Annotated in this window: 8 protein-coding genes; 6 read left to right on the top strand and 2 right to left on the bottom strand. The window is 57.0% G+C overall.

Features of this window, described 5'->3' with window-relative positions; genetic code table 11:
• Positions 1–162 precede the first annotated feature (162 nt).
• The 3 genes from V8352_RS18055 to V8352_RS18045 all read left to right on the top strand — a co-directional run bounded on the left by V8352_RS18055 (position 163) and on the right by V8352_RS18045 (position 1,728).
• Positions 163–288 (top strand): hypothetical protein, encoded by a 126-nt coding sequence (locus V8352_RS18055; protein ID WP_336425684.1) that lies wholly within the window; start codon positions 163–165, stop codon positions 286–288.
• Positions 289–979: 691 nt separating this feature from the next.
• The gene (locus V8352_RS18050; RefSeq protein WP_336425683.1) at positions 980–1,252 is read left to right on the top strand and encodes a hypothetical protein; all 273 of its coding nucleotides are present in this window, start codon (positions 980–982) and stop codon (positions 1,250–1,252) included.
• Positions 1,253–1,314: 62 nt separating this feature from the next.
• Positions 1,315–1,728, top strand: coding sequence for a DUF892 family protein (locus V8352_RS18045; protein WP_336425682.1), 414 nt, complete (start codon positions 1,315–1,317; stop codon positions 1,726–1,728).
• A 230-nt stretch (positions 1,729–1,958) separates the two neighbouring features.
• On the opposite strand, the gene V8352_RS18040 is transcribed toward V8352_RS18045, so the two are convergent.
• Positions 1,959–2,726: a hypothetical protein gene (locus V8352_RS18040; RefSeq protein ID WP_336425681.1), complete on the bottom strand. Its 768-nt coding sequence runs from the start codon at positions 2,724–2,726 to the stop codon at positions 1,959–1,961.
• Between the two features lie 322 nt (positions 2,727–3,048).
• Here V8352_RS18040 and V8352_RS18035 point away from each other — a divergent pair, with 322 nt between their 5' ends.
• From V8352_RS18035 to V8352_RS18025, 3 genes are all read left to right on the top strand, one after another.
• A complete protein-coding gene (locus V8352_RS18035; protein ID WP_336425680.1) occupies positions 3,049–3,531 on the top strand; it encodes a PRC-barrel domain-containing protein in 483 nt (160 codons plus the stop codon).
• A 284-nt stretch (positions 3,532–3,815) separates the two neighbouring features.
• Positions 3,816–4,325: a DUF421 domain-containing protein gene (locus V8352_RS18030; protein WP_336425679.1), complete on the top strand. Its 510-nt coding sequence runs from the start codon at positions 3,816–3,818 to the stop codon at positions 4,323–4,325.
• Between the two features lie 259 nt (positions 4,326–4,584).
• The gene (locus V8352_RS18025; protein ID WP_336425678.1) at positions 4,585–5,685 is read left to right on the top strand and encodes an endonuclease/exonuclease/phosphatase family protein; all 1,101 of its coding nucleotides are present in this window, start codon (positions 4,585–4,587) and stop codon (positions 5,683–5,685) included.
• 161 nt (positions 5,686–5,846) lie between these two features.
• On the opposite strand, the gene V8352_RS18020 is transcribed toward V8352_RS18025, so the two are convergent.
• The gene (locus tag V8352_RS18020; RefSeq protein ID WP_336425677.1) at positions 5,847–6,440 is read right to left on the bottom strand and encodes a hypothetical protein; all 594 of its coding nucleotides are present in this window, start codon (positions 6,438–6,440) and stop codon (positions 5,847–5,849) included.
• Positions 6,441–6,599 lie beyond the last annotated feature (159 nt).

Raw genomic sequence — 6,599 nt, 5'->3', positions numbered from 1 at the left:
GCGATGGCTGAGGTCTCCGCGTCGGACGCGCCTACCGAAGGCACGAAATATGGGAGCGGCTCAAGCACCGGTGCGCCCGACTACCCACACGGAACGAGAAGGGACCATTATTAGGCCTTGGGTACCGCGGCAACGCCTACTTTCAACTGATGCGAGACGCGCATGTTCCGCACGCCGGCTTACGTTGCCGTAATCCCCAAGGAAGCGCTGCTGCGGTTCCGCGCCACCTTTGAAAATGCTCTGCGATGCATGAACGTCCTGTGTGGTGAAGCTGCATTGCAGCAATGAATACGTCAGTGAGCGGCGTCTGTGGGTGGCTCCTGCATTGCAAGAGTTTTTTGGCAATTTCAGCGGTCGTTTTCGTCAGTACTGTCGTCTGTCCGGCCTGTTTGTACGGTGGTGTTCCGCTGGCCTTTGGTGCAACCCTTTCCCCCTGATGAGTAGATTCCGACCCTATGTGGCCCCTGCGTCAGAACGTAATGTTGCTTCGTGTCCACGAGTCTCGATGGGGGCACTTCGAGACCGGGCATTCAGGACTTCGCTCGACGCAATTGGAGGCTCTCTTCCCCTTGATGCATCACTGTGGCCAAGAACACCTGACTGCCCATTCGCAACGGACGATCGCCGCGCCTTGCTGGCTGGGCGCGTGTAAAAGCGCGCCATGCTTTCGAACCATGACGACACTTGGGAGGGGCAGGTGCTGTGACCAGTTGAAAGGACTGCACATTAGCCGGATCGTTTACATGGTTGGGGCAACTGTCGTCGGCTTTGGCTGACTGCGCGCCCTGATCGCTTGAACCACTCGGGCGAGCCAAAGGACCGCCCCCCGGATGGCACCTCAATCGGGCGGAGCAAAATTCATTCAACACCCCGGATCGAGGCCCGAAGGCATGATGCCTTGGGACGGTGCCGGATCGGCACTGCCCACCGGGTCAGCCCTCGTGATCTTTCACATAACCCGCGGACCGCATTGTGCCCAATGATCGTTATCGCTCTGCTGCGCTGGCTGGTCGTCTGTTTCGGCTCCTGCGCTCCGCTGCAACCCGAAAGGAAACTCACCATGCTGCCGCAAACACAAGCAAATGTTTTCATTCAGACCCTCGAGGAGATGCGCGACCACGAAGTCCAGCGCAAAAAGACGCAACTGCGCCTCAGGGTCAACGCGTACCTCAAAACGCTCGTTCCAGCGCCTCAGGCCGATGCCGACAGGGGGAAGCGTCGAACGACGCGAACCCTGGATCATGGCAACTGACAGGCAAGAGACATTGCCGCCCGCGCTCACAGCGCATCAGACCGAAATTCAGGAGCAAATTCATGAAAACCGACACCTTGGACGACCTGTGCCTGCACACCTTGAAAGACGTTCTCTACGCCGAGCGCAAGATGCACGAGGCGCAGCCACAGATGCAAAGCATGATCGGCGATCCAGAGCCGAACCGCGCGCCGCTGCAGCATAGCAATGGAACGAGTGAACAATTCGCTCTGCTCGAAGAGATCTTCGCAAGCCTTGGCAAGCTCGCCAAGGCCAAGAAGTACGGCCCCATGGTGAGGCTTGTCGAAGAGGCCGAAGCGCTGATGATCGAAATCGGCGCACCCGGCAGCAAGAACGCCGCGCTGACCTCGCTTGCGCAAGCGGTCGAGCATTATGAGATCGCCCTGCGCCACGCCGATGGAGCGGGCCATGCCTCGTCATCCGGAAACGGCAGCGCGCATGAAAGCGGCGCTTGACCAAGGCCGAGCNCGCCACGCCGATGGAGCGGGCCATGCCTCGTCATCCGGAAACGGCAGCGCGCATGAAAGCGGCGCTTGACCAAGGCCGAGCCACAGCACGCGCCATCAAGGCCGGGGCCACCGTGCGTGAAGGCCAGCCCGTCAATTCCTTCAGTGATCTGACGTCAAACACCCCGCCGGGCAAAGCCAGCGGGGTGTTTGACCTCTTGGACTTTCCTTAGGTTGGATCAATGTGTCAGGATATAGTAGCGCAAAATTGATACACCGTCGCCGTTCCCAGCCTCGGCACTGTTAGTGGCGCTTTCATCAGCGCTGTCGCCAGCAACCAACGCGCCACGCCCCCATGCGGCGGCGCCGTTATATTCCTGTGGCGATATCGCGCCGGATTCGTCGGTGTCCATATCGTCGAAACGGCGTTCCAGCGCTTGATCGTCGTATTTGGCCTCACGCGCAGGTGTCTCATATTCCTGCTGCGTGATGATGCCGTCACCGTTGGCGTCATGTGACTTGAAGCGCTGAGTTGCCGCATGCGCGAAGCCTTCTGCGCTATCGGAGGTTTCTTCGGACATGCGGGCCGTCGCGTCTTTGATTGCTTCGTCGTTCTCGGCCCATGCCTTTTCCGTGACTTTTGCATAGTCGGCGGCAGTTATTTGGTCATCGTCTGAAATATCGCTCCATTCACCGATATCATATTCGCCGCTTTCCTCGCCTTCTGCTGCTCGCTGCTGCTCGGCGTCGCGGGCGTCCTTCATGCATTTCACGTATTCCTCACGCTGGATCGAACCGTCCTTGTTCGCATCCATCTCCTCAAAGCGTGCAGTCGCCCCCGCTTCAATCTCTTCGGCACTCAGCTTTTCGTCCTGATTCTTGTCAATGGGCGTGAGCGCGCCAGCACAAAATCCCATCATGTCCTGCTCGGCGTCTGTGGCTGCCAGGGCCGGCACGGAAGTGCATAGCGCTGCTGATACGAAAATAGGTGTGATAATATGTTTCATAAGGTCCTCCTCTTAGGCGGCGGTCGTTGAACGCGGCCATCGATTTGGACGAACGGCGAACCCGCTCGCCTTTATAGGACTTAACGTGAGTGTAGCGGCAAAGGTTCCGAGATCTGATTAAAAGGCAAGATAGCCGATGGCTGATCCGATTAGGATTGTTGTGCACACCTGACTGGTATCGTCTCGGTGTCCGGTGGACCGGGAGGGCGGTTTCTGGACCTTCTCTGTGCCCGATATATGCGAAACAGCGCGCAGTCACATAATGGAACGAGATTGAAGTAAAGTTGTTCTTGAAGGGTACTTAACAAAAGGGAGTTCTATCATGAAACGACTAACCACTTCTGCCCTGGCCCTTGCCCTTGCATCCGGCGTTGCCGGTATGGCGCAGTCAGAAACACACATGAACACGGATATGGGTGCCTATAGCGGTGTCGTAGACAACGAACTGAGCGATCGCTTCATCCGCGCCGAGAACATCATTGGCGCCGACATCTACACCCAATACATGGAATATGATGAGACCGCGTGGGGCGATACTGACTACTACGAAACGCTTGATACGGACTGGGAAGAAATCGGCGAGATCTCGGATATCGTGCTTTCACGTGACGGCAAGCTCGTTGGCGTGATCGCCGAGGTCGGTGGCTGGCTCGACATCGGCGACGCGCATGTCGTCATTGATATCACCGACCTGAAGACCGTCGGCGGATCCATCGAAGACAACTACGGGGATCTGGCCTTCGTGACCCCACTTTCCGAAGAGCAACTCGAGTCACGCAAAGAAGTCGATAGCGGCTGGTGGTAAGCCTTGCAAAGCGGCGGCCCGCGCGTTGCGCGGGCCGTCGATCATTGACTTAACCATCGACCAGATGACGATCACCGCCGGATGAAGCAGCTGAGATTTCCATAACGATCGCCATCGAATTCTTCGAAAGATTGTCGCAGGGAACGTTATGCTGTGGCCACGGTTGAAGAACGAAGCGTGAGCCAATCAGGGTAAGCCGTAAACGTGATCGAAAATTCGCACCCGATCATTGGTTTCGATCAAGCGTGCACCTATCCCCTGAAACTGATCAAAGGACAGCAGGCGTGTTCGGGACCGAGACAAGCGGCGTCATTCAACCGATTGTAGGCATCGCACTGAGCTATTTGGCGGTCATCCTATTCAGCCGGATCGCTGGGCTCAGAAGCTTCACGATGCTCTCGGGTTACGACTTCGCGGCGACCATCGCGATCGGCTCGCTTCTTGCTTCTGCGGCGATCGGAGCGCTGCCACTCTGGAGCGGGCTCGCGGCGATTGCGGGCTTGCTTGCGGTGCAGGCGACGGTCAGCTTGGCGCGGCGTCAAAGCTGGGGTCACGCGCTCGTGGACAACAAGCCACTGCTGCTTATGGACGGCACCGAAGTGCTGCGGGAGAATCTCAGCCGCGCGGGATTGATCGAGGATGACCTTGCCTCACAACTCCGGGCCGCCGGTGCGACCTCAGGAGAAGACGTGCGCGCGGTCATTCTTGAGACCTCTGGAGACGTTTCCGTGATCCTCGGTGAGGGCGGTTTCGACCGATTGGACCCGTTGATCGCCCGCGGCGTTCGGCGCTGATGCTTTGCTTGATGCTCACGGAATGGATGTCCAAGGATATGCGGGGCAGAACCCGTCGCATTAGCTCTGCCTCTCCGTGTGCTGGATCACGTGCTCAACTAACTTTTCGCGCCAGCGCCATCCTGCTCGGACCTGCGCGGTCGAGCGCCAACAAAGACGAGGCTGCTGGGTATGCGGCAACCGGAGGCATTCCGGTAGTAACGCGCGGCGGCTGGCAGCGACACGCCGATCACGCACCGTTCAGTCGAAGGAAAATGACTTGGGTCGCCAAAAAGGCAGATATCGAAAAATAGCAGCTTTCATCGTCCTTGCGGCCTTGGTCGCACTGACCATTGTGTCATTCGTGCCCTTGATCGAGTCAAACATCTGGTGGATCCGGTTTATGGACTTTCCACGCTTGCAGCTCGCTGTCGCTGTAAGTGTTCTGCTGGCATCGTACATCGGGCTTCGGGGGTGGCCAACGGTGGCAGCATGGCTTGTCCTGCTCAGTGCCGTGGGCGCACTTTCTTATCAAGCCTATAAGCTTCACCCTTATTCTCAATTGGTTGAGCAGACGTTGATCGCACATGAGGAGTGCGAGGAAGACCAAAGCCTCCGCATCATGGTTGCGAACGTGAAGCGGGAAAATGACGCCGCAGATGCATTTCTGGACCAGGTTACAGAAGTTGACCCTGATCTGTTGCTCATCATGGAAACTGACGCTTGGTGGGATGCGCGGCTTGCAGCACTGCACGATCGGTTTCCCCACCGCAGGCAAAGCATCCCCGAGGGCGATAGCTTCTACGGCATGCACCTTTTTTCAAAATTGAATCTGATTGAGCCAGAGTTTCGGTATTTCTTCGACTCTGACACGCCGACCGCCGTCACAAAGATCACGCTGCGCGGTGGGGATACGATCAATTTCATCGGTCTTCATCCAAAGCCGCCCTTGGCGTGGTCTCAACCCACGACCATGCGGGACGCGCACTTGCTGCAGGCAGCGTTATTGGCGCGTGAGGCAGATGTCGCGACGATCGTCGCGGGTGACTTTAACGCAGTTCCATGGGAACGGGTCACGCGCCGCGCGATGCGCATCGGCGTCTTGCTTGACCCCCGGGTTGGACGCGGTTTCTTCGCGACCTATGACACCCAAAACTATCTGATCTCTTGGCCGCTTGATCACATCTTGTTCCAGCAGCAGTTGAGATTGCAAAGCTTTGAAAGATTGCCGGATTTTGGATCCGACCATCTTGCTGTCGTCACTACCCTCTGCCATGCACCAAGTGCCGTGCAGAAGGCACCATCGCTGCATACCGGCGATCTTGCGGAAGCAGAAAAATCGATCGAGATGGCCAGAGACTTTCAAAATAACGGCGACTAATTCGGCTCGCTGCAGACAGGTTTTACCAATGGCCCCTTTTTGACTTTGGAATGATCTTTATCCGGCTTTTCCAATCGCAAGAAATGAAAAATTAATTGCCCCGCATCAGTCAGCGATGCGGGGCATTCGAAAGGCCTAAGGCTCAGATAATCGACTGGCGTTCAGTAAACGTCGCCAACTTCCTCGATTTCTGCGGTCACGTCGTCGCCATCGAACCAGCCTTCAAACCAACCCTCTTCCTCGACGGTGATGACTTGATCGGCGTCCAGATCTGCAGAGTTGTAAATTCCGGTCGAGTACTCATCCTCGGACAGCAGAGAGTCGCCATCCGCATCCCATTGCGTGTAATAGTCGTTATCCCACGCTGCCCCGAACTCGGTCCTGTCAATGTTCCCGGAGCCGTCAGCGTCCCAGTCGGTGTAAGGGGTGTTGTAGTCAGCCCCGTACCAGCGCTCAGCGCCGATGTCGTACTCTTCTTCGGTGATTTCCAGGTCGTTATCAGTGTCCCAGTCGGCGAACATTCCGGTGGCGAATTCACCTTCGTTCAAACCCGCGTCACCATCACGATCCCAAGCATCGAAAGTGCCGGTTTCAGCGAAGCCGGTTTGGAACTCCCGACTCGAGAGCTCGAGGTTTCCGTCGTTGTCCCAATCGGTATACTCCCATTGCTCTGCCTGACCGAAAGAGGCAGCTGGGATAAGGAGGGCTGTGGTCAGCATAGCTGAGCGCAGGTTGATGAGTTTCTTCATGTTCATGGAATTTACTCCGTTTAGTTTGAGAAAGCGGCCATCATGCTCGCTGTCGTCCCTTAACAACACGAATTCTCTGCATGCGTTCCTCAGTTTTCAACGCGCGATGACCTGCCCCCCGCGAAGTCCCTTGGTCTAATTCAGAGGCGGCTCAACCGCCAAGCG

The organism is Roseovarius sp. D0-M9 (genome assembly GCF_037083805.1).
GTDB lineage: Bacteria > Pseudomonadota > Alphaproteobacteria > Rhodobacterales > Rhodobacteraceae > Roseovarius.
Note: the sequence above shows the minus strand (reverse complement) of the source record. Positions and strands in the feature narration are given on the sequence as shown.

What these genes read in the sequence shown, in the direction of transcription:
- V8352_RS18055 (WP_336425684.1), top strand. Translation starts at nt 163, where the DNA reads ATGTTCCGCACGCCGGCTTACGTTGCCGTAATCCCCAAGGAAGCGCTG.
- V8352_RS18050 (WP_336425683.1), top strand. Translation starts at nt 980, where the DNA reads ATGATCGTTATCGCTCTGCTGCGCTGGCTGGTCGTCTGTTTCGGCTCC.
- V8352_RS18045 (WP_336425682.1), top strand. Translation starts at nt 1,315, where the DNA reads ATGAAAACCGACACCTTGGACGACCTGTGCCTGCACACCTTGAAAGAC.
- V8352_RS18040 (WP_336425681.1), bottom strand. Translation starts at nt 2,726, where the DNA reads ATGAAACATATTATCACACCTATTTTCGTATCAGCAGCGCTATGCACT.
- V8352_RS18035 (WP_336425680.1), top strand. Translation starts at nt 3,049, where the DNA reads ATGAAACGACTAACCACTTCTGCCCTGGCCCTTGCCCTTGCATCCGGC.
- V8352_RS18020 (WP_336425677.1), bottom strand. Translation starts at nt 6,440, where the DNA reads ATGAACATGAAGAAACTCATCAACCTGCGCTCAGCTATGCTGACCACA.